Genomic DNA, 19,356 nt, shown 5'->3' on the forward strand with positions numbered 1-19,356 from the left:
CATGCCATTTCTGCGCACTGCAGCTTTGGCGTTCGGGCTGGTCGTCGTTTCCGCCGCACCCGCTCACGCCAAAAGTGCCATCGCCAACCCTTATGACTGCAAGCCGAACCCGTCGCTGACGCAACCGTTCGCGCCGGCCAACGATCTCGGCCTGTACACGCCCGTCGCCAATCAGGGCCTCGAGGCCGGGGCGACGAGCTGGACGCTGTCCGGCGGCGCCGCCGTCGTCGCGGGCAATGAGCCGTGGAAGGTCGCGGGCGCGGCCGACAGCCACGCGCTCGACCTGCCGAGCGGCGCTTCGGCCGTCACGTCCCCGATCTGCATCGATCAGACGTATCCCTACTTCCGCCTGTTCGCGCAGAACGCCGGTTCCGGCAAGCGCAGCCTCGAGATCGACGTCCTCTACTACGACACGAAGGGCAAGCTGCTCGCGACCAAGCCGTACGGCTACGAGTCCGGCTCCGGCGGTTGGGCGCCGACCCCCACGATCGCGATCGACGTCTGGGACAAGAGCCCCGCCGCGGCCGCCGCGCCCGTCGCCTTCCGCTTCATGCCGAAGGGCAAGGACGCGCACTTCGTGATCGACGACGTCTTCGTCGATCCCTACGCCCGGAGCCGCTGAGACGTCTCCCACGCCGTGCGGGTGAGCGCGAGATGCTCACCCGCGGCCCGGGCGACCGCGTCCGGGTCGTCGGCGACGATCGCGTCCAGGATCGTCGCGTGGCCCTCGGCCACTTGGACGAGCGCCTCGTCCTCTTCCGCGAAGCGGGCGAGCCGCAGGTGATCGAGGATCTCGTCGACGACGTCGACGATCCGCGGGTTGCCCGCGCGGGCGAGCAGGCCGAGGTGGAAGGTGCGGTCGAGGTCGAGGAACCGGCTCGTGTCGCGCTTGCGCGCGGCCTTGATGCCCTTGGTGACGAACGTGCGCAGGTGCGCCGCGTCCTCCTCGTCGAGCGTGCCGGCGAGCCGGACGAGCATCGGGATCTCCACCAGGCCGCGGAGCTCGAGCGCGGCGTCCAGGTCGGCCGCGGAGTGCTCGACGACGCGGAAGCCGCGGTTGCGGACCTGCTCGACCATGCCGCGGTTGGTGAGCTCGAGCAGCGCTTCGCGCACAGGGGTGATCGAGACGCCCATCCGCGCCGCCAGCGCGGGCGCGGAGTGGATCTCCTCCGGCGCGATCTCGCCATAGATGATCGCCGCGCGGATCCGGCGGACGGCTTCGCCGCGCAGGGAGGAGCGCTCGATGGCGCTGTCGAGGCTCATGGGCGTTTCGCCAGTCCTTGTTCGCGCATGGCTTTGCGGTAGTTGATCGCGACCGCGTCGAACTTCAGGTGCATCTCGGCGGCGAGGTCGAACGGGACGCGCTCCGGCCGCTGGGACTCGACGACGTGGCGGTCCTGCTCGAAGATCGTGTCCTCGAAGGACTGCAGCACGGTTGCGGGCTGCTCGGGGTCGTAGTTGCGGGCGATCGTCACGTAGCCGATGCAGTGGTCTTCGTCGACGGGCTGGGACGCGAAGAAGTACACCATGCCTTTGGCTCCGCCCCATCCCAGCCTCAGCAGGATCGTGTACGGGAGATGGAGCTGATAGCGGCTGCGCCGCTCCGGCGCCTGGGTCGCGTCGTTGGCGAAGACAGGGAAGTCGTCGGTGTTGGGCGCCTCGGGGCGGACGATGTCGTAGCGCAGGATGTGGCCGTCGATCGTGACGCTGTAGTCGGGGACGACGGGGCGCTCGGGGTCGCCCAGCAGGCCGGGATGCACCCACGGGAAGTGCCCGAAGTCGGTGAAGTTCTCCAGCTGGCGGCTCGCGTCGGAGTTCCAGGCGTACGGGCCGGCCTGGACGACGATCCAGTCGTCTTCGTTCTCGAGCTCAGGGATGTCGGGGAGGTCGTAGCGCGGCTCCTCGAACGCGACCCAGATGTGCCCGTAGCGCTCGAGCGCGGTGAACGCGTCGACGCGCGCCTTGCCGGGGATGTTCGTCGGGTCGGCGAGCTGGGGGATGTGGGTGCAGATCCCGTCGCCGCCGTACTGCCACCCGTGGTACGGGCACATGATCCGGTCGCCCACGACCCGGCCGAGCGAGAGCGCGGTGCCGCGGTGGATGCACAGGTCGCGCAGGACGTGCACCGCGTGCGTCGAGTCGCGCCAGAGCACCAGGTCCTCCCCCAGCAACCGCACCCGCACCGGCACGTCCGTCACCGCACTCGAGTACGCGACGGGATGCCAGCAGCGCCGCAGCGCCGCGAAGTCGGGAACGGACGCGGGCGGCTGCTCGACGATCATCCGACGATGATACGTAAGGCCTTACCCGCCCGCAACCTAAACGCGGCCTGGCCCGTTTCAGGTGGGGTTGAGGAACGTCGCGTCGCTGTTCCGCGCTGCGCCGCGGAACAGCGCCCGCGAAGATAAAGACGGCCTGGGGTGGTTTAGGTTTGCTTTAGGCGAGTGGGCGGCCGTTGGCGATCAGTTTGACGTCGATGTTGCCGCGGGTGGCGTTGGAGTACGGGCAGACGAGGTGGGCGGCGCGGACGATGCGTTCGGCGTCGTCGGCCTCGAGTTGCGGGAGGGTCACGTCGAGCTCGGCGGCGATGTTGAACGTGCGGTCCTCGCCGGTGACGAGCGACACGCTGGAGGCGATGGAGACGTCGCCCACCTCCAGGCGCTCGCGGCGGCCGACCGCGCCGATCGCGCCTTCGAAGCAGGCCGCGTAACCGACCGCGAAGAGCTGCTCGGGATTGGTGCCGCCGCCCTCGGTGGGTGGGCGGAGCTGGATGTCCAGCGCGCCGTCGTCGGTCACGCCGTGGCCCTTCTCGCGGCCGCCGGTCACGTTCGCCTTGGCCGTGTAAATCACCTTTGCCATGACCCACATGCTGACGCAGCGCCAGTCTTCCTCAAGATTTCCCTCGCGGACCCGAATTCCCGGGGAACGATGTCGATCCTCGTCGCCGTACTCGCGGGCTACATCTCGCTCGATCTCGCGCAGCGCACGCTGCGGGGCAAGCGCCGGGCCGCGACCGCCGGCGACGTGGCCGCCGTCGCCGCGGCGATGCGGGAGGTCAGCCGCAGCGACGACGCGCGGGCGAGCATCGGCCGCGCCGCCTGCGGGCTCACGGGCGCGGCGATCGGCGGGCTGCTGGAGCCCGACGGCCGCGGGAGCCTCGTGGTGACCGGCGCGCACGGCCTCGACGCGCCGATCGCGATCAGCTTCGCCGAGCGTTCGGCCGGGGGCACCGCGTTCCTCACCCGCGAGCCCCTGTTCGTCTCGGACATCCCGAACAGCCCCACGGTCGCCGCGTTGGCGCGGCGGCACGGCGTCGCGTCCGCCCTCTATGAGCCCGTGATCTTCGACGAGAACGCCGTCGGCGTGCTCTTCGTGGCCTGGGAGCGGCGCGTCAAGCGCCTCGAGGACCGGGCCGTGAGCGTCGCCCGTCTGCTCGCGGCCGAGGCGGCGTTCGTGATCGAGCGCGCCGACCTCACCGCCCGCCTCGAGCACCTCGCCCGCACCGACGAGCTGACCGGCCTCGCCAACCGCCGCACCGCCGACGAGGAGCTCGGCCGTTTCCTCGCCCGCTCGCGCCGCGACGGCGAGCCGCTCTCGCTCGCGATGATCGACCTCGACCACTTCAAGGCCTACAACGACCGCCACGGCCACGCGGGCGGCGATCGGCTGCTGCAGACCGCCGCCGAGGCCTGGGCCGCGACCCTCCGCACCGGCGACTTCCTCGCCCGCTACGGCGGCGAGGAGTTCGTCGCGGTGTTCCCCGCGTGCGCACTCGACGACGCGGGCGACGCGGCCGAACGCCTCCGCGTGGCGCTCCCGGAACCGACCACGTGCTCGATCGGCGTCACGGTCTGGAACCGCGGCGAGTCCGCCTACGAGCTGCTCAGCCGCGCCGACGCCGCGCTCCACGCGGCGAAGGCGGGTGGGCGTGACCGGGTCGTTGTGGCGCGGGAGACGACGTACGTGGGACGCGCCTAAGGCGCGGCCGGGGCGACGGCCCCCTCGGAGACCGACGACAGCTCGAACGACGCGCCCGGGCGGGACACGCTCGAGAACCGCTCCAGGAACGCGTCGGCGGTCTCGAGGAAGTTCAGGCGGTGCGTGCGGTAGTGCATCGGCACGACCCACCGCGCGCCCAACGTGCTCGCGATCTCGAACGCCAAGGACGAGCCGATCGTCGGCCCGCCACCGACCGGGACGAACAGCAGGTCGACCTGCCCGAGCGCGACCGCCTGCTCGCCGCGCAGAATCGACTGGCCGAGGTCGCCGAGGTGTGCGACCCGCAGTCCGTCGAGCTCGAATGCGTACATGACGTTCGCGCCGCGCTGGGTTCCCGCGACAGGGTCGTGCTCGGAGGCGACGCCCACGACCTCCCCCACCGGCGTGTCCGAGAACGTGCCGGCCGAGGAACGGATCACATGCGGCGAGCCGCCGACGACCTCGACCGCGTTGTGGTCGCGGTGCTCGTGGGTGACGAGCAGCACATCGGCAGTGACATCCGACATCGGCGGATAGTCGTACTGCAGCCCACGCGCGGCGAGCCCCGAGACGTCGCCGAACGGGTCGACGACGACGGTGACATCACCCGCCGTCAACCGGAACGTCGACTGTCCGAACCACTCAACGCGCATGTTGCTCCTCGGGTCGTTTGACGAGCGCCACCTCGCCGTAGTGGAAGCGGCCGCCGCGTAGCAGCGAGGCCGCGGCGGCGACCAGGCAGGCGACGATCGCGAACGTGAAGGCGGTGTGCAGGCCATCCTGGAACGGGCCCGAGATGAGCTGCGGAAAGAAGCCCGGGCCGGTGACCGCGGCCTGGTTGGCGGGCGTGAGCGCGTGCAGCGCGTCCGGGCCGAGCAGGGATTGGATCGGGTTGTAGCCGAGGAAGGCGGCGAACAGGATCGAGACCGGCGGCAGCGCGCCGACGCGATCCGCGGTGGCCGGGTCGACGCCGTGGGCCTCGAGGCCCGCGCTCATCGTGTGTGGCAGCGTCGATGCCAGCCCGACGATCAGCAGCGTGAAGAAGATCCCGATCGAGAGGACCTGGGCGGAGTTCTGGAAGGTCTGGTTCATCGCCCCGCCGGCGCCGCGGTGCTCCTTCGGCAGGCTGTTCATGATCGCCGCGCGGTTGGGCGACGCGAACATCCCCATCGACAGGCCCAGGAAGCCCAGGACCGCCGCGAACACCGGGTAGGTGAAGTCGGTCGGGAGCGACATCAGCCCGGCGAACGCGAGCGCCGAGCCGACCATCCCCGCGAACGCGAACCACCGCGCGCCGAAGCGGTCGCTCAGATACCCCGACGCCGGCCCCGCACAGAGCATCCCGATCGTCAGCGGCAGCATGTAGATGCCCGCCCACAGCGGCGTCTCGGTGAAGGTGTAGCCGTGCTGCGGCAGCCAGATCCCCTGGAGCCAGATGATCAGCATGAACATCAACCCGCCGCGGGCCACGGCCGACAGGAACGTCGACAACGTCCCGAACGTGAACGCGCGGATCTTGAACAGCGGCAGCTGGAACATCGGGTCCGACACGCGCCGCTCGACGAACACGAACGCGATCAAGCACACGGCGGCCGCCGCCAGGAGCGCGATCACCCGCGGGCTCCCCCACCCCAGCGCGCTGTCGCCGTACGGCCGGATGCCGTAAGTCACCGACACCATCACGAGCACCAGCCCCGAAGCGAACGTCACGTTGCCCCACCAGTCGACGCTCGCCCGCCGCGGCGACGAGACCTCGCGCAGCTTCATGTAGGCCCAGATCGTCCCGAACAGGCCGACCGGGACGCTGATCAGGAACACGAGCCGCCAGTCGATCGGCGCGAGGATGCCGCCCAGCACGAGCCCGACGAACATCCCGGACACGCCGACGATGTTGTTGATCCCGAGCGCCATCCCGCGCTGGTTGGCCGGGAACGCGTCGGTGATGATCGCGGCGGAGTTCGCGAGCAGGCACGCGCCGCCGACGCCCTGCACGATCCGCCACGCGATCAGGTAGGTCGCGCCGGCCGCGCCGGTCATCCAGTCGACCGCCAGCAACAGCGACGCGACGGTGTAGATGACGAAGCCGAGGTTGTAGATCCGCACGCGCCCGTACATGTCGCCGAGCCGCCCCAGGCTGACGATCAGCACGCTGGTCACAACCAGGTAGCCGAGGATCATCCAGAGCAGGTAGAAGGAGTTCTCAGGCCGCAGCGGGTCGAGGTGGATGCCGCGGAAGATGTCCGGCATCGCGATCAGCGTGATCGACGCGTCCAGCGTCGCCAGCAACACGGCGAGCGTGGCGTTCGAGAGAGCGATCCACTTGTACTTCACCAGGTAAACTGTACAGTCTGCCTGTGCAAGAAGATGAGAACATCGGAGAGCTGGCCGCCGACCTGCGCATCTCGCTCGGTCGGATCGTGCGCCGCCTGCGCTCCGAGCACGGCTTCTTGATGGGCCAGGGCGCGGTGCTGGGCGCGCTCGACCGCGAGGGTCCCCAGAGCACGAGCGACCTCGCCGCGGGCGCGAAGATGCGCCCACAGTCAATGGCCCAGACGGTCAAGGAGCTCGAGCAGGCGGGCTTCGTCTCCCGCCGCCCCGACCCCGCCGACGGACGCCGCATGTTCATCGAGCTGACCGAGCTCGGCGCCCGCCGGCTGGCCGAGGACCGCCGCAAGCGCGACGACTGGCTCGCCCGCACGCTCGAGACGGAGCTGACGGCGAAGGAGCGCGCCACGCTCGCCGCCGCCGCCCCGCTCCTCCGGCGTTTGTCCGACTCCTAACCCTTCGACCGGTTGCAGAATGCGACCGGCTCCACATCATGTGGGCATGGCTCGCATCCTGGTCATCGACGACGCTCCGGACCTCGCACTCGTCCTGCGCATGCAGCTCGAGCGCGCCGGTCATGAGGTGATCACCGCCGAGAACGGCCGGCGCGGGCTACGGCGCTTCTACGAGGTTCGCCCCGACCTGGTGGTCCTCGACGTGCGGATGCCCGAGCTCGACGGGTGGGAGACGCTCGAGCGCCTGCGCGACCTGAGCGACGTCCCCGTCCTCATGCACACCGGCACGACGCCCACCGACGAGCAGTTCACGCGGCTGCGGCCCGACCTCGACGGCTACATCCGCAAGCCCGCGCGGGGACCGGAGCTCACCGGCCTCGTCGACGAGCTACTGATCGGGCACGTTGCGGCGTAGCTCGTCGAGCCACACCGTCGCCCGCGAGTCCGACGGCGCACGCCAGTCGCCGCGTGGCGAGAGCGAGCCGCCCGAGCCCACCTTGGGCGCGTTCGGGATCGCCGAGCGCTTGAACTGCGAGATCTGGAAGAAGCGGAACAGGAACACCCCGAGCCAGCGCTTGACGTCCGCCCGCGGGTAGACGTTGCGCCGCTCCGGAGGGATCAGGTCCGGCCACGGCCCGCGCTCGACGTCGCCCCACGCGTGCTCGGCCAGGAAGGCGACCTTGCTCGGCAGGTAGCCGTAGCGCAGGATGTAGTAGAGGAAGAAGTCCTGCAGCTCGTAGGGGCCGACCTTGCTCTCGGAATCAGCGGTCGGCTTGTCGCCGTCGCCCGGGATCAGCTCGGGCGAGATCTCGGTGTCGAGCACCGACTGCAGGGTCTCGTTGACCGCCTCGTCGAACTGGCCGGTGTCGATGACCCAGCGCAGCATGAAGCTGATCAGCGACTTGGGCACGGAGGCGTTGACCGCGTAGTGCGACATCTGGTCGCCGACGCCGTAGGTCGCCCACCCGAGCGCGAGCTCGGAGAGGTCCCCGGTCCCGATCACGATCCCGTTGTGGTGGTTGGCCAGCCGGAACAGGTGGCTGGTGCGCTCGCCCGCCTGGACGTTCTCGAACGTGATGTCGTAGTCCTTGACACCGCTCGCGTAGGGATGCTCGAGGTCGGCGAGCATCTGCTCCGACGACGGGCGGATGTCGATCTCCCGCGCGCTCACGCCGAGCGCCTGCATCAGCTTCCACGCGTTGGACTTCGTGTGGTCGCTCGTAGCGAAGCCCGGCATCGTGTACGCGAGCACGTTCTCGCGCGGCAGGCCGAGGCGATCCATCGCGCGGGCGATCACGATCAGCGCGTGCGTCGAGTCCAGCCCGCCGGAGACGCCGATCACGACCTTCTCGATGCCGGTCGCCCGCAGGCGCGTCTCGAGCCCGTGGACCTGGATGTTGTAGACCTCGTAGCAGCGCTCCGAGCGCGTCACCGGGTGCGACGGGACGTACGGGAAGCGCTCGATGTCACGCCGCAGCGGCACCCGCGCCGCGCGGGCCCCAAGCTCGAACGGCACCCGCCGGAACGACCGCACGCGCTCGCGATGGTCGGCGATCGAGTCGCCGAAGCTGTTGGTGGCACCGCGGTCGGCGACGATCCGGTCGAGGTCGATGTCCGCGTAGAGCACGTGCTCGTCGAGGCTGAAGCGCTCCGCCTCGGCGACCATGTCGCCGTTCTCGCAGATCATCGCCTGCCCGTCCCACGCGAGGTCGGTGGTCGACTCCCCCTGCCCGGCGGCGGTGTAGATGTACGCGCTGAACGTGCGCGCCGACTGCGCCATGCACAGCGTGCGCCGGAAGTCGGCCTTGCCGATCGTGATGTTGGAGGCGCTGAGGTTGGCGAGGATCGTCGCGCCCGCCATCGCGCCGTAGGTCGACGGCGGGATCGGCGTCCACACGTCCTCGCAGATCTCGGCGTGGATCGCGAGGTCGGGCAGATCCGTGGCAGCGAAGATCAGGTCGCTGCCGAACGGGACCCGGTCGCCGAGCAGCTCGATCTCGTCGCCGATCGCCTCGCGCGCGGCGCGGAACTGGCGCTCCTCGTAGTACTCGTGGTAGTCGGGCAGGTAGCTCTTCGGGGTGACACCGAGCACGCGGCCGCGGTGGATGACCACCGCGCAGTTGAAGAGCCCGCGCTCCACCCGCAGCGGCGCGCCCACGATCAGCACCGGCAGCAGCTCGCGGGAAGCCGCGGCGAGCGTGCCGATGCCCTCGACGACCGCGTCGGTCACCGCGCGCTGGCGCAGGAGGTCGTCGATCGCGTAGGCGGAGAGCCCGAGCTCCGGGAAGACGACGAGCGCGGCGTGGTTCTCCGAGGCCTCGGACGCCAGCGCGAGCGTCCGCTCGGCGTTGAAGACCGGCTCCGCCGGCCGCAGGTGGGGCACGGCGGCGGCGACGCGCGCGAACCCGTGGCTGTAGAGGGAGTCGAAGGACACTTCCTTCATCATGACGAGCATGGAGTTCGAGGCGTGGGGCAAGGTGGTCGTGGAGCGGGCGGCGGAGCTCGTCCTGGCGGCGATCCCGGAGGCGCAGAAGCCCCAGCCGGGCAAGACCGCGCGGCGCAGCCTCGCCGGCACCGGGTACATCTCGCGGCACATCCTGTTCCTCCAGCCCGACGGCCTCGCGCCCCGGGCGCTGTGGCTGTTCGCCGTGCCCGCCGGCCACGCGTACGACTTCCGCCCACCGCACGACCGCGTCGGCGCCGGCCTCATGCACGACGCGAGCACCGAGCTGAGCACGAGCCGGTTCGCGGCGGGGATGACGCGCAGCGGCAACTTCACCTGGAAGGTCCACCTCGACGCCCGCCACGAGGGCTACCGGCTGGCGCTCAAGGTCGACCCGGCCGCCGATGAGCCGGAGGCCGTCGCGCAGCAGCTCTCAGGCCAGGTCGTGAGCAGCTTCGAGCGCATCGGACTGCTGCTCCCGGCGCCGGGGTAGCAGCAGCGCGGGGACCAGCGCGAGCGCTGTGAGGATCACCGCCCACACGAACGTGTGGGCGGCGGCGGGGGTCGCGAGCGCGGCGGGTGCGTCGTCGAGGTCGCCGTGGAAGCCGCGGGTCGCGAGGCCGTGCTGGAGGATCACGGCGAGGAGCGCGATGCCGAGGGTCGCCCCCGCCCGCTGGACGATCTCGAGCGCGCCGGCGGCCCGCGCGACGGCGGGCTCGGGCAGCACCTGGTAGGCGGCGGCCATCGCGGGCATCAGCGTCGCGCCCATCCCGGCGCCGCGCAGGAACAGGCCGCAGACGAGCAGCCAGCCCGGCACGTCGTCGTCGACGAACGCGAACGGCAGCGTGCCGACCAACACCAGCCCCACTCCCACCCGCACCACCGGGCCCGCGCCCATGCGGTCGGTGAGCTTGCCGGCGACGGGCATCGTCAGCATCGCGCCGATGCCCTGGGCGGCGAGCACCGCGCCGGTCTGGGTCGCGCTCAGGTCTCGTGCGAGCTGGTAGTAGAGCGCGAGCAGCAGCAGCGAGCCGAAGAACGCGGCGCCGAACAGGAGCGTCACCGCGGTCGAGGCGGCGACGACGCGGTCGCGGAAGATGCGGACGTCGATCAGCGGATCGCTCGCGCGGAGGGCGTGGGCCACGAACGCGGCGATCAGCACCACGCCCGCGGCGAGCGCGATCGGGCCGGCGGGCGAGACGAGCCCGGCCACGAGCGCGGTCAGCCCCGGCGAGAGCAACGCGAGGCCGACGACGTCCAGCCGCGCACCCGCCCGGGTCGCGCCGCGCGGCAGCACGCGCGCGGCGAGCACGAGCGCCAGCGCGGCGACCGGCAGGTTGATGAAGAAGATCGCGCGCCACGTGACGCCGTCGAGCAGCGCGCCCCCGAGGACCGGGCCGAGCGCGGGCGCCAGCAGCATCGGCACGCCCACGAGCGCCATCACGCGCCCCATCCGCTCCGGCCCCGCGGCGTGGGCGAGGATCGTCATCCCCACCGGCATCACCATCCCGCCGCCGAGCCCCTGCAGGACGCGGAACGCGATCAGCGACCCCGCCGACCACGCCAGCCCGCACAGCAGCGAGCCGGTCGCGAACGCCGCGACCGCCGTCATGAACACGGGCCGGGTGCCGAAGCGGTCGACCGCCCAGCCCGCGAGCGGGATCACCGCCGCGATCGCCAGCAGGTACGCGGTCGAGACCCACTGGATCGTCGAGAGCTTGGAATCGAACGCGCCGGCGAGCCGCTCGATGGCGACGTTGACGATCGTCGAGTCGAGGATCGTCATGACCGCGCCGCAGATGACGACGGCGGCGCAGAGCAGCACTGAGCGCGGCAGTTCACGCATGACCGCCGCTTATGGTGACGCGGCCGGGTCGCCCCGACCACTGCCATTCAGGTAGGCAGTACCCGGTTGCGCTGGTTGAAGCCGATGTCGCCGTACGGATATGAGGCGGGTGCGGGGTCGGATGCCGCGTCCAGACGCGCGGTCTCCTCGGGGCTCAGGTGCAGGCCCGCGGCGCCGAGGTTGTCGTCGAGTTGCTCCATGGTGCGCGCGCCGAGGATCACCGAGGTCATCAGCGGGCGGTCGTGCAGCCACGCGAGGGCGACCTGCGCCATCGACACGCCACGGTCGGCGGCGATCGCCTGCACCGCCTCGATCACGTCCCACGTGCGCTGCTCGCTCGAACGGCGGTCGTAGGCCTCGACGCCCCGGTTCGGGTCGTCGCCGAGGCGGGTGGCGCCGGTCGGCCGCTCGTCGCGGGTGTACTTGCCGGTCAACCAGCCGCCCCCGAGCGGGGACCACGGCAGCAGCCCGAGCCCGGTCGACTCGCACGCGGGGATGACCTCCCACTCGATCTCGCGGGCCAGCAGGTTGTACTGCGGCTGCAGTGTCACGGGCCTCGCCAGGCCGCGGTGGTCCGCAAGGTCGACGACCTTCTGGACCTGCCAGCCGACGTGGTTGGAGAGCCCGACGTACGCGACCTTCCCGGCGCGGACGGCGTCGTCGAGGAAGCCCCAGGTCTCGTCCAGCGGCGTCAGCGGGTCGAACGAGTGCACCTGGTAGAGGTCGATGTGGTCGACCTGCAGGCGCGCCAGCGAGGCGTCGAGCGCTCGGCGCAGGTGCCGCCGCGAGAGGCCGAGGTCGTTGTGGTTGGACCCCATCGCGAAGCGGCCCTTGGTGGCGATCACCAGTTGGTCGAGCGTCTCGGGCGACTGCTTGGCCAGCCAGCGGCCGATGATGCTCTCCGACGCGCCGCGGGTGTAGACGTCGGCGGTGTCGATCAACGACCCGCCCACCTCGACGAAGCGGTCCAGCTGCGCGTGCGAGCCGGCCTCGTCGGTCTCGTTGCCGAACGTCATCGTGCCCAGCGCGTACGTGGACACCACGCAGCCGCTGCGGCCCAGGTTCCGGTACTCCATAAGCCGCGACGTTACCCCGTCGCGACGTCGGCGAACGCCTCGAGCGTCGGCACGGTCAGGTCGGGCCGGGCGTCGGCGGGCGGCGTGGCGCCACCGCCGGCGCGGCCCTGGCGGCGGTCGATCCACACTGACGTCATCCCCAGCGCCTTGGCCGGCACGTGGTCGTGGAAGAGCGACTGGGCGACGTGCAGGATCCGCTCGCGCGGGACGTCGATGCGCTCGAACGCGAACTCGAAGTTCTCCGTCCGCGGCTTGTAGCCACGGGCCTGCTCGGCCGTGATGACCCAGTCGAACTCGACGCCGAGGCGCGCGTTGGAGGCGGCGAACAGGTCGTCATCGCAGTTGGTGATCACGCCGAGCTTGAAGCGCTCCTTCAGGCGGGCGAGCGCGGCCGGGCTGTCGGGGAACGCCGGCCAGTCCTTGACCGACTGCCCGAACGCCGCCTGCTCGTCCGCGGTCGTCTCGAAGCCGAACTCGACCCCGAGCGCCCGCAGGCACCCCGCCAGCACCTCGGCGTAGCGCTGGTACGGACCCGCCTCGATGTCGGACTCGTGGCGGGCGAACGCCTCCAGCAGCGCGTCGTCGTCGACCCCGGTCGCGTGCGGCCGCAACGCGGTCAGGATGCCGCTTTCCCAGTCGATCAGCGTGCCGTAGCAATCGAAGGTCAGCGCGTCAAAGGACCGGTAGTCGATAGGGCTCATGCGCCGCATTGTGTCTTCTGCTGGGATGCCCGGCCATGACCGCCGTCCTTTGGCTCCTACTCCTGATTCCGCTGGCCGGCGGGCTGTTCGCCCAGCGACGCGTCCAAGAGGTCTTCATGCGCTACCGGCGCGTGCCCAACCGCGCTCGCGTCAGCGGGTCCGAGGTCGCGACGCGGCTCCTGGGCGAGCACGGGCTGCAGCGCGTGCGCGTCGAGGAGACGCCGGGCGCCCTGTCGGACCACTACGACGGCAGCGCGGGCGCGCTGCGGCTGTCGGAGCCGGTGGCAACCGAGCGCAGCGTCGCCGCGATGGGCATCGCCGCCCACGAGGTCTCGCACGCCTACCAGGACGCCGACGGCAACCGCGCGTACCGGATCCGCAAGGCCGTGGCCGAGCCGCTGGCGAGGTTCGCCCCGTTCTCGGCGCTGTTCTTCATCGGCGGATTCTGGTTCGGAGTCCCCGTCCTGATGGCGCTGTCGCTGCTGTACGTCTTCGGACTGGTGGTGTTCGCGCTGGCGACGCTCCCCGTCGAGCTGGGGGCGAGCCGCAAGGCGCTTGACCTGCTCGCGGCGTCCCACCTCGCTGACGCGGAGGAGGTCTCCGAGGTGCGTTCCGTACTGCGCGCGGCGGCCTTCACCTACGTGGCCGGGCTGACCCGCCAATTGGGCTTCTTTGCAGCGCTGATCCTGGTCGCGGAGGCCATGGACCGCGCCACATGAGGATTTGACTCAAACCCTCACTTCTCACTCAATCACCACAGTGGCCACATAGCGTCACTCGCAAGATGTGACTCCCTGAGGAGGAAGTGTGAGAGGTAAGTTGGCTTACGGCGCGGCGACCGTCGCGCTGGCGGCTGCCGTAGCGGCGTGCGGGTCGAGCTCCGAGAGCTCCAGCACGGCGACCCCGGCGAAGACCGCGAGCGGCTCGACCGCGACCAAGGAAGGCGGCACCGTCACGGTCCTGATGGGGACCGCCCCCGACTTCCTGGACCCGCAGGAGGGCTACACGACGCAGTCGGCCGAGGCGACGTGGATCTCGTATCTCGGCCTGTACACGTACGCGCACAAGAACGGCGAGGACGGCGGCAAGGTCATCCCCGGCGTGGCGCAGGACTTCCCGACGGTGTCGGCCGACGGCAAGACGTACACGCTCACGCTGCGCCAGGGCCTGAGCTACTCCGACGGCTCACCGGTGAAGGCATCGGACTTCACGTACACGATCCAGCGGGCGCTGAAGCTCAATTGGGGCGGCAAGTCGTTCTTCACGGGCTACATCAAGGGCGCCGAGGCCTATGACACCGGCAAGTCGCACACGATCTCGGGCATCCAGACCGATGACAACACGGGCAAGATCACGATCACGCTGACCAAGCCCTACGGCGCGTTCCTGAACGTGCTCGCGTTCCCGGCCGCCGGCCTGGTGCCGACCGGGACCAAGATGTCCAACCTCTCGAACACGCCGCCCCCGGGCGTCGGTCCATACGAGATCAAGAACGTGGTCCCGAACCGCTCGTTCGACGTCGTCCGCAACCCGAAGTGGACCGCGACCATGGTGCCCGGCGTCGCGCCCGGCCACGTCGACGTCACGGTCAAGATCGCGTCCAACACCCAGACCGAGGCCGAGCAGGTGCTCAACAACTCGGCCGACATCTTCGACTGGGCCGACCAGATCCCGCCCAGCCTCATTTCACAGGTGACATCGAAGGCCGCCGGCCGCTACAAGCAGCAGAACACGATCTCGACGTTCTACTTCTTCCTGAACACCCAGGCCAAGCCGTTCAACAACCAGCTGGCGCGCGAAGCCGTCAACTACGCGCTGGACCGGCGCGCGCTCAACCGCCTCAACGGCGGCAACTTCACGCAGACCTGCTGGTTCTTGCCCGAAGGCCTGGTCGGCCATCCGACGAGCGCCTGCCCATACGGCGATCCCAACGGCGCGCCGGATCTCAACAAGGCCAAGGCGCTGGTCCAGCAGTCCGGGATGGCGGGACAGCCGGTGACGGTCTGGTCGGAGACGCGCAGCCCGCGCAAGGAGTTCGCGGCGTACTACACCGACGTCCTGAACCAGATCGGGTTCAAGGCCAAGACGAAGGTCATCGCCGACGCGCAGTACTTCCCCACGATCGGCAACAAGAAGACCGAGCCGCAGACGGGCTTCGCGGACTGGAACCAGGACTTCCCGAACCCGAGCGACTTCTACCTGCTGATGGACGCCGGCTCGATCCAGGACACCAACAACCAGAACTTCAGCCAGGTCAACGACCCGCATATCCAGTCGGAGCTGAAGACCCTCAACGCGGTGCCCGCCGACAAGCTCGACAGCGTCGCCAACCAGTGGCAGCAACTCGACCAGTACCTGGCCCAGAAGGCCTACATCGCCGCTTACGGCCAGGAGAAGCAGCCGATGTTCTTCTCGGACCGCATCGACTTCCCCGCGGCGGTCTTCAGTCCGCTGTACGGGAACGACTGGTCATCGATCTCGCTGAAGTAAGTGGCGACCACTGAAGTAACCGGGACGGAGTTCTCCTCGGGCGCCACGCCCGAGGAGAACGCCCCACCCGGGATCGGCCCGTACGCGCTGGCCTGGCGGCGGCTGCGGCGCAACAAGACCGCCCTGGCGTTCGGCGCGCTGTTCTTGGCCGTCGTGATCGTCTGCCTGCTGGCGCCGGTCTACGCCGCTCACGTCGCGCACACGACCCCCAGCGCGAACCACCTGACCGAGCAGATCAAGCTCGGCGGCAAGCTCCATGACGTCGTGAGCGTCCAGGGGATCCCGATCGGTCCCACGTGGCATGGGCGGTTCTTCCTCGGCGCCGACTCCAACGGGCGCGACGTCGCGGTCCGGCTGCTCTACGGCGGACGCAACTCGCTCGAGATCGGCGGCGTGGCGACGCTGATCACCATGATGCTGGCCACGCTGATCGGCGTGTCGGCCGGTTACTTCCGTGGCATGACCGACGGCGTGCTCTCGCGCTGTCTGGACGTGCTCTGGGCCTACCCGGCGCTGCTCCTCGGCGTCGCGCTGGGCGTCACGCTGGCGGTCGGCGGGCTCAACCTGGGGCTGTTTCAGATCAAGGGCAACTCGCTGATGGTGCCGGCGGTGATCATCGGCGTCGTCTACGTCCCGTACGTGGCCAAGCCGGTACGCGGGCAGGTGATGAGCCTGCGCGAGCGCGAGTTCATCGACGCGGCGCGATCGCTCGGCCTCGGGAACATCCGGATCATGGCGACCGAGATCGTGCCCAACACGATCAGCACCCTGATCGTGTTCGTCCCGCTGATCATCGCCAACGCGATCCTCCTGGAGGCCGGGCTGAGCTACCTCGGCGCCGGCGTGCAGGACCCGAACCCGTCGTGGGGGACGATGATCTCCGACGGCATCCGGCTGATCCCGAGCGCGATCCACCTGACGATCGTGCCGGGACTGATGCTGGTCATCGCCGTGCTGGGGATCAACGTCTTCGGCGACGGCGTCCGCGACGCCCTCGACCCGCGCGCGAAGGTGCGCATCGAGCACTGACATGGCGCGCTTCGTCCTCCGTCGCATCGTGGGCGTGGTCGCGGTCCTGTTCGCGATCTCGGTGCTGACGTTCCTGATCTTCCAGGCGATCCCCAGCGGCGACCCGGCGCTGCGCCTGGCCGGGCGCCTGGCGACCCCGCAGCAGATCGCCGACGTGCGGGCCCAGTGGGGCTTCGACAAGCCGATCTACGACCAGTACGTGACGACCATGGGCAAGATCTTCGGCGGGTCGGTCGTCTCCTACACGCAGCAGGTCAACGTGCTGCAGGAGATCAAGCGCGACCTGCCGGCGACGATCTCGCTCGCGATCGGCGCCGGGATCATCTGGCTCGGGCTGGGCATCGTCTTCGGCGTGATCTCGGCGCTCTCGGCGGGGAAGATCCTCGACCGGGGGTTGACGGTGCTGGCGCTGATCGGCGTCTCGACGCCGGTGTTCTTCCTCGGCGCGATGATGCTCTACTACCTCGGCTACAAGCTGGGGTGGTTCCCGCTCGGCGGGTACATCCCGCTGACGCAGAACCCGTGGCAGTGGTTCACCCACCTGCTGATGCCGTGGTTCGCGCTGTCGGTGCTGTTCATCGGCGTCTACTCGCGGGTGCTGCGCTCGACGATGCTCGACACGATGAGCGAGGACTTCGTCCGCGCCGCGCGGGCGAAGGGCATCACCCAGACGCGCGTGATCGTCCGGCACGTGCTGCGCAACTCGCTGATCCCCGTCATCTCGCTGTTCGGCCTGGACTTCGCCGCGGTCATCGGCGGCGGCGCGATCCTCACCGAGAGCGTCTTCGGGCTGCACGGCGTCGGCCAGTACGCGGCCGACTCGATCGGGCGCCTCGACGTCCCGCCGATCCTCGTCATCACGATGCTGACCGCGTTCGTGGTGGTCGTGATCGGCGCGATCGTCGACATCGTCTACGCCATCCTCGACCCTCGGATCCGCCTATGACCCCGTTGTTGTCCGTCGCGGACCTGCGCGTCTCCTTCGCCACCGAGGAAGGGATCCTGCAGGCCGTGGACGGGGTGTCGTTCGACATCGCAGCTGGGGAGGTGGTGGCGATCGTGGGCGAGTCGGGCTCGGGCAAGTCGGTGACGGCGATGACGATGCTCGGCCTGACCCGCTCACCGAACGCCCGCTTCGAGGGTTCCGCCGTGTTCGACGGCACCGAGCTGCTGACCGCGTCCGAGTCCGAGCTCGAGGGCATCCGCGGCAATGGCATCGCGATGGTCTTCCAGGACCCGATGTCATCGCTCGATCCGGTCTACCGCGTCGGCGACCAGATCGTCGAGCAGATCCGGGCGCACGAGCCCGACCTGTCGAAGGGCGCGGCGTTCGATCGGGCGGTCGAGCTGCTCGGGCGGGTGGGGATTCCCCGGCCGGGCGAGCGGGCGCGGTCGTTCCCGCACGAGTTCAGCGGCGGCATGCGCCAGCGGGTGATGATCGCGATGGCGCTGTCGTGCTCGCCGGAGCTGCTGATCGCCGACGAGCCGACGACCGCGCTCGACGTCACGATCCAGGCGCAGATCCTGCGCGAGATGAAGGCGCTGCGCGAGGAGACGGGGGCGGCGATCATCATGGTCACGCACGACCTCGGGGTCGTCGCCGACATCGCCGACCGCGTGCTGGTGATGTACGCCGGGCGGGTGGTCGAGCAGGGCACGTTGGACGAGGTGTTCTACGACCCGCGGCACCCGTACACCTGGGGGCTGCTGGGCTCGATCGCGCGCGTCGACCGCGACCGCTCGCGACGGCTGCCGGCGATCCCGGGCTCTCCGCCCTCGCTGCTGGCGGCGCCGGCCGGATGTCACTTCCGGCCGCGTTGCCCGCACGCGTTCGCCAAGTGCACCGAGGTCCCGCCGCTGAACGGGCGCGACCGGTGCTGGCTGTCGCTCGAGGAGAAGCGCGAGCTGCGGATGGTCGACGGCGCGATCGGCCTGGCGACCGAGGAGACGGTGACCTCATGACCGCGCTGCTGGAGGTCGATCACCTGAAGGTGTACTTCCCCGTGCGGTCGGGCCTCGTCGTCTCCCGCACCGTCGGCAAGGTGCACGCCGTCGACGACGTCTCGTTCACCTTGCAGGAGGGCGAGACGCTCGGGATCGTGGGCGAGAGCGGGTGCGGGAAGTCGACGCTGATCCGGGCGCTCATGCGGCTCGTCGACAGCTCGGGCGGGTCGATCCACTTCCGCGGCGTCGACATCACTCGCGCACGCAAGCGTGAGCTGGCACCGGTCCGGCGAGAGCTGCAGATGGTCTTCCAGGACCCGCAGGGGTCGCTGAACCCGCGCAAGCGCGTCGGTCAGATCGTCGGGCTGCCGCTGAAGCTGCGGGGCGTCTCCGACGTGGAGGGTCGCTCGCGCGAGCTGCTGGCGCGGGTCGGGTTGAACCCGGAGCATCTGAATCGCTTCCCGCACGAGTTCAGCGGTGGGCAGCGCCAGCGGATCGGGATCGCCCGCGCACTGGCCGCGGATCCGAAGGCGATCCTGCTCGACGAGCCGGTCTCGGCGCTCGACGTCTCGATCCAGGCGCAGGTCGTAAACCTGCTCGAGGATCTGCAGGGCGAGCTCGGGCTCTCGTACCTATTCGTCGCCCACGACCTGTCGGTGGTGCGCCATGTCAGCGACCGGATCGTGGTCATGTACCTGGGCAAGATCGTCGAGGTCTCCCCCGCCGAGGAGCTCTACGACAAGCCGATCCACCCGTACACGACCGGGCTGCTGAGCGCGATCCCGATCCCGGACCCGCGCGAGAACCGCGCCCGCCCGCGCGCGGTCGTCGAGGGCGAGCCGCCGTCGCCGATCGACCCGCCGCCGGGGTGCCGCTTCCACACGCGCTGCCCCCACGCGACCGAGATCTGCCGCGCGGTGGAGCCGCCGTTGACCACGTATTCCAACGGCCATCTCGCGGCGTGTCATCACCCGCGCAACGTGGGCTTCGGCGAGATCGTCGCCGCGTCGCGCTCAGAGGCGTCGCCGGTCGCGGCGGGAGCGGAGCTGCCGGCCGCGGAATAGTTCAC

20 protein-coding genes are annotated in these 19,356 nt (G+C 70.1%); 11 read left to right on the top strand and 9 right to left on the bottom strand.

The window, feature by feature from the left end:
• Position 1: 1 nt before the first annotated feature.
• On the top strand, positions 2–622 hold the full coding sequence (locus tag G569_RS0139620; RefSeq protein WP_157592627.1) for a hypothetical protein: 621 nt from the start codon (positions 2–4) through the stop codon (positions 620–622).
• Here the strand turns inward: G569_RS0139620 and G569_RS55500 are convergent.
• The 3 genes from G569_RS55500 to G569_RS0139635 all read right to left on the bottom strand — a co-directional run bounded on the left by G569_RS55500 (position 604) and on the right by G569_RS0139635 (position 2,859).
• Positions 604–1,263, bottom strand: coding sequence for a GntR family transcriptional regulator (locus tag G569_RS55500; RefSeq protein ID WP_053227693.1), 660 nt, complete (start codon positions 1,261–1,263; stop codon positions 604–606). The two genes, G569_RS0139620 and G569_RS55500, sit on opposite strands and share 19 nt — an antisense overlap.
• Positions 1,260–2,282 (bottom strand): aromatic ring-hydroxylating dioxygenase subunit alpha, encoded by a 1,023-nt coding sequence (locus tag G569_RS55505; RefSeq protein WP_037502489.1) that lies wholly within the window; start codon positions 2,280–2,282, stop codon positions 1,260–1,262. Before G569_RS55505 ends, G569_RS55500 begins: the two co-directional genes overlap by 4 nt.
• Positions 2,283–2,436: 154 nt before the next feature.
• Positions 2,437–2,859, bottom strand: coding sequence for an organic hydroperoxide resistance protein (locus G569_RS0139635; protein ID WP_028067517.1), 423 nt, complete (start codon positions 2,857–2,859; stop codon positions 2,437–2,439).
• Between the two features lie 69 nt (positions 2,860–2,928).
• On the opposite strand from G569_RS0139635, the gene G569_RS55510 reads away from it, so the two are divergent.
• Positions 2,929–3,978, top strand: coding sequence for a GGDEF domain-containing protein (locus tag G569_RS55510; RefSeq protein WP_053227694.1), 1,050 nt, complete (start codon positions 2,929–2,931; stop codon positions 3,976–3,978).
• Here the strand turns inward: G569_RS55510 and G569_RS55515 are convergent.
• Both G569_RS55515 and G569_RS55520 read right to left on the bottom strand, forming a co-directional pair.
• A complete protein-coding gene (locus G569_RS55515) occupies positions 3,975–4,631 on the bottom strand; it encodes an MBL fold metallo-hydrolase (protein ID WP_053227695.1) in 657 nt (218 codons plus the stop codon). The two genes, G569_RS55510 and G569_RS55515, sit on opposite strands and share 4 nt — an antisense overlap.
• A complete protein-coding gene (locus tag G569_RS55520; protein WP_245602699.1) occupies positions 4,621–6,309 on the bottom strand; it encodes an MFS transporter in 1,689 nt (562 codons plus the stop codon). The genes G569_RS55515 and G569_RS55520 overlap by 11 nt, the downstream gene beginning before the upstream one ends.
• Positions 6,310–6,332: 23 nt before the next feature.
• On the opposite strand from G569_RS55520, the gene G569_RS0139655 reads away from it, so the two are divergent.
• Complete coding sequence (locus tag G569_RS0139655; RefSeq protein ID WP_245602707.1) at positions 6,333–6,758, top strand: MarR family winged helix-turn-helix transcriptional regulator; 426 nt, start codon at positions 6,333–6,335, stop codon at positions 6,756–6,758.
• Positions 6,759–6,804: 46 nt separating this feature from the next.
• A complete protein-coding gene (locus G569_RS55525) occupies positions 6,805–7,173 on the top strand; it encodes a response regulator (RefSeq protein WP_053227696.1) in 369 nt (122 codons plus the stop codon).
• Here G569_RS55525 and G569_RS0139665 read toward each other — a convergent pair.
• The gene (locus G569_RS0139665) at positions 7,147–9,201 is read right to left on the bottom strand and encodes an NAD(+) synthase (protein WP_028067518.1); all 2,055 of its coding nucleotides are present in this window, start codon (positions 9,199–9,201) and stop codon (positions 7,147–7,149) included. The two genes, G569_RS55525 and G569_RS0139665, sit on opposite strands and share 27 nt — an antisense overlap.
• A gap of 1 nt (position 9,202) precedes the next feature.
• On the opposite strand from G569_RS0139665, the gene G569_RS0139670 reads away from it, so the two are divergent.
• On the top strand, positions 9,203–9,694 hold the full coding sequence (locus G569_RS0139670) for a hypothetical protein (RefSeq protein WP_157592629.1): 492 nt from the start codon (positions 9,203–9,205) through the stop codon (positions 9,692–9,694).
• Here the strand turns inward: G569_RS0139670 and G569_RS55530 are convergent.
• From G569_RS55530 to G569_RS0139685, 3 genes are read right to left on the bottom strand one after another with little or no spacing between them, the layout of a single operon-like run.
• Positions 9,635–11,047: a DHA2 family efflux MFS transporter permease subunit gene (locus G569_RS55530; protein WP_037502492.1), complete on the bottom strand. Its 1,413-nt coding sequence runs from the start codon at positions 11,045–11,047 to the stop codon at positions 9,635–9,637. The genes G569_RS0139670 and G569_RS55530 overlap by 60 nt on opposite strands.
• 47 nt (positions 11,048–11,094) lie before the next feature.
• The gene (locus G569_RS0139680) at positions 11,095–12,123 is read right to left on the bottom strand and encodes an aldo/keto reductase (protein WP_028067520.1); all 1,029 of its coding nucleotides are present in this window, start codon (positions 12,121–12,123) and stop codon (positions 11,095–11,097) included.
• 11 nt (positions 12,124–12,134) lie between these two features.
• On the bottom strand, positions 12,135–12,824 hold the full coding sequence (locus G569_RS0139685) for a haloacid dehalogenase type II (RefSeq protein ID WP_037502772.1): 690 nt from the start codon (positions 12,822–12,824) through the stop codon (positions 12,135–12,137).
• A gap of 35 nt (positions 12,825–12,859) precedes the next feature.
• On the opposite strand from G569_RS0139685, the gene G569_RS0139690 reads away from it, so the two are divergent.
• The 6 genes from G569_RS0139690 to G569_RS55540 all read left to right on the top strand — a co-directional run bounded on the left by G569_RS0139690 (position 12,860) and on the right by G569_RS55540 (position 19,351).
• A complete protein-coding gene (locus G569_RS0139690; RefSeq protein ID WP_028067522.1) occupies positions 12,860–13,543 on the top strand; it encodes a zinc metallopeptidase in 684 nt (227 codons plus the stop codon).
• Positions 13,544–13,631: 88 nt separating this feature from the next.
• Positions 13,632–15,314, top strand: a complete 1,683-nt coding sequence (locus tag G569_RS0139700; RefSeq protein ID WP_157592630.1) for an ABC transporter substrate-binding protein — start codon at positions 13,632–13,634, stop codon at positions 15,312–15,314.
• Positions 15,315–16,343, top strand: coding sequence for an ABC transporter permease (locus G569_RS0139705; protein ID WP_211233213.1), 1,029 nt, complete (start codon positions 15,315–15,317; stop codon positions 16,341–16,343).
• Between the two features lies 1 nt (position 16,344).
• Positions 16,345–17,289: an ABC transporter permease gene (locus G569_RS0139710; protein WP_028067525.1), complete on the top strand. Its 945-nt coding sequence runs from the start codon at positions 16,345–16,347 to the stop codon at positions 17,287–17,289.
• Positions 17,286–18,305, top strand: coding sequence for an ABC transporter ATP-binding protein (locus G569_RS55535; protein WP_037502496.1), 1,020 nt, complete (start codon positions 17,286–17,288; stop codon positions 18,303–18,305). The genes G569_RS0139710 and G569_RS55535 overlap by 4 nt, the downstream gene beginning before the upstream one ends.
• Positions 18,302–19,351 carry an ABC transporter ATP-binding protein gene (locus G569_RS55540; RefSeq protein WP_037502499.1) on the top strand — a complete coding sequence of 350 codons (1,050 nt, stop codon included), beginning with the start codon at positions 18,302–18,304 and terminating at the stop codon, positions 19,349–19,351. The genes G569_RS55535 and G569_RS55540 overlap by 4 nt, the downstream gene beginning before the upstream one ends.
• The last annotated feature ends 5 nt before the right edge of the window (positions 19,352–19,356 follow it).

It is taken from the genome of Solirubrobacter soli DSM 22325 (genome assembly GCF_000423665.1).
GTDB lineage: Bacteria > Actinomycetota > Thermoleophilia > Solirubrobacterales > Solirubrobacteraceae > Solirubrobacter > Solirubrobacter soli.

Coding starts and splice junctions, on each gene's coding strand:
- G569_RS0139620 (WP_157592627.1), top strand. CDS start 2: ATGCCATTTCTGCGCACTGCAGCTTTGGCGTTCGGGCTGGTCGTCGTT.
- G569_RS55500 (WP_053227693.1), bottom strand. CDS start 1,263: ATGAGCCTCGACAGCGCCATCGAGCGCTCCTCCCTGCGCGGCGAAGCC.
- G569_RS55505 (WP_037502489.1), bottom strand. CDS start 2,282: ATGATCGTCGAGCAGCCGCCCGCGTCCGTTCCCGACTTCGCGGCGCTG.
- G569_RS0139635 (WP_028067517.1), bottom strand. CDS start 2,859: ATGGCAAAGGTGATTTACACGGCCAAGGCGAACGTGACCGGCGGCCGC.
- G569_RS55510 (WP_053227694.1), top strand. CDS start 2,929: ATGTCGATCCTCGTCGCCGTACTCGCGGGCTACATCTCGCTCGATCTC.
- G569_RS55515 (WP_053227695.1), bottom strand. CDS start 4,631: ATGCGCGTTGAGTGGTTCGGACAGTCGACGTTCCGGTTGACGGCGGGT.
- G569_RS55525 (WP_053227696.1), top strand. CDS start 6,805: ATGGCTCGCATCCTGGTCATCGACGACGCTCCGGACCTCGCACTCGTC.
- G569_RS0139665 (WP_028067518.1), bottom strand. CDS start 9,201: ATGAAGGAAGTGTCCTTCGACTCCCTCTACAGCCACGGGTTCGCGCGC.
- G569_RS0139670 (WP_157592629.1), top strand. CDS start 9,203: ATGACGAGCATGGAGTTCGAGGCGTGGGGCAAGGTGGTCGTGGAGCGG.
- G569_RS55530 (WP_037502492.1), bottom strand. CDS start 11,047: ATGCGTGAACTGCCGCGCTCAGTGCTGCTCTGCGCCGCCGTCGTCATC.
- G569_RS0139680 (WP_028067520.1), bottom strand. CDS start 12,123: ATGGAGTACCGGAACCTGGGCCGCAGCGGCTGCGTGGTGTCCACGTAC.
- G569_RS0139685 (WP_037502772.1), bottom strand. CDS start 12,824: ATGAGCCCTATCGACTACCGGTCCTTTGACGCGCTGACCTTCGATTGC.
- G569_RS0139690 (WP_028067522.1), top strand. CDS start 12,860: ATGACCGCCGTCCTTTGGCTCCTACTCCTGATTCCGCTGGCCGGCGGG.
- G569_RS0139710 (WP_028067525.1), top strand. CDS start 16,345: ATGGCGCGCTTCGTCCTCCGTCGCATCGTGGGCGTGGTCGCGGTCCTG.
- G569_RS55535 (WP_037502496.1), top strand. CDS start 17,286: ATGACCCCGTTGTTGTCCGTCGCGGACCTGCGCGTCTCCTTCGCCACC.
- G569_RS55540 (WP_037502499.1), top strand. CDS start 18,302: ATGACCGCGCTGCTGGAGGTCGATCACCTGAAGGTGTACTTCCCCGTG.